At 30.9% G+C, this 1,366-nt stretch carries 1 protein-coding gene; it reads left to right on the top strand.

The window, feature by feature from the left end; genetic code table 11:
• Window positions 1–107 precede the first annotated feature (107 nt).
• Window positions 108–1,319 carry an IS256 family transposase gene (locus V4762_RS09950; RefSeq protein WP_458646961.1) on the top strand — a complete coding sequence of 404 codons (1,212 nt, stop codon included), beginning with the start codon at window positions 108–110 and terminating at the stop codon, window positions 1,317–1,319.
• The last annotated feature ends 47 nt before the right edge of the window (window positions 1,320–1,366 follow it).

Here is a 1,366-nt window from a genome sequence, read left to right as displayed (position 1 = left end):
GCGACCGTTCATTATTCTGTGTCAAACCTAAATAGAAAAGTATAAAATATTTTAACTTTTAAGGAGGTTTGACCTAAATGAATTTTAGTGAATCAGATGTTCAGAGGTTGCTTAAAAAAGTTGATATCAATGACATTACAAAGAGGATTGCTGCAAGAGAAGATTGGTTTGGAAAAGGTGGGATATTTACACCCCTAATAAAAACAATGGTTGAAGAAGCTCTATCTGCAGAAATGGATTCTTTTATTTCACAAGAGGCTTTAAAAGGTAATAAGAATAGAAGAAATGGATATACTTCAAAAAAAGTAAAAAGCTCAAGTGGTACATTTGATCTTAATACACCAAGAGATAGAAATGCTGACTTTGAACCACAGATTGTAAAAAAGTATCAAACAACGCTGTCAGATGAAATAGAAAACAAGATTTTGTCTTTGTATGGACTGGGTATGAGTTATAAAGACATACAAAAACATATACAAGATCTATACACCATAGAACTATCAGTTGGCGCAATAAATACAATTACTGATAAGATTATAGATAAAGCAAGGCAATGGCAACAAAGACCCCTTGAAAACCTGTACCCATTTGTATGGCTTGATGGTATTCATTACAAAATAAAAGAAGATGGTAGATATATACAAAAATGTATTTATACTATTTTAGGCGTTAACCTGTCTGGTAAAAAAGAGGTTCTTGGTCTTTATATATCAGAAACAGAAAGTGCACATTTCTGGCTATCTGTTTTGACAGATCTACAAAATAGAGGCATAAAAGATATCCTTGTAGTGTCAGTTGATGGATTAAATGGTTTTATTGATGCTATAGGAACAATATTTCCTAAAGCAGAAGTAAATTCATGTATAGTTCATCAAGTAAGAAACTCTTTAAAATATGTTGTTTCAAAAGACAAAAAAGAGTTTATAAAAGATTTAAAACAAGTTTATAAAGCTTCTTCAAAAGAACAAGCTGAATATGAGCTTTCTAATTTAGAAAATAAATGGGCAAATAAATATCCTGTTGTTATTAGATCCTGGAAAGACAAGTGGGAACATCTTTCAAATTACTTTAAGTATCCAAATGAAATAAGACGTATTGTCTATACAACAAATATAATAGAATCAGTTCATAGACAATTTAGAAAATTAACAAAAACAAAAGGGGCTTTTCCAAGTGAAGATAGCTTAATAAAATTGCTATACCTTGGAATACAGAATGCTACAAATAGATGGACAATGCCCATGCCTAATTGGAGCCTTACACTATCTCAGCTCTCAATACTCTTTGGAGATAGGATTGAAAAATATATTGAGATTTAGTGATACAATAATGAAGAGGGAATTGACACAGAAATTTGAACAGTCTC

Source organism: Thermodesulfobium sp. 4217-1 (genome assembly GCF_039822205.1).
Lineage (GTDB): Bacteria > Thermodesulfobiota > Thermodesulfobiia > Thermodesulfobiales > Thermodesulfobiaceae > Thermodesulfobium.
Note: the sequence above shows the minus strand (reverse complement) of the source record. Positions and strands in the feature narration are given on the sequence as shown.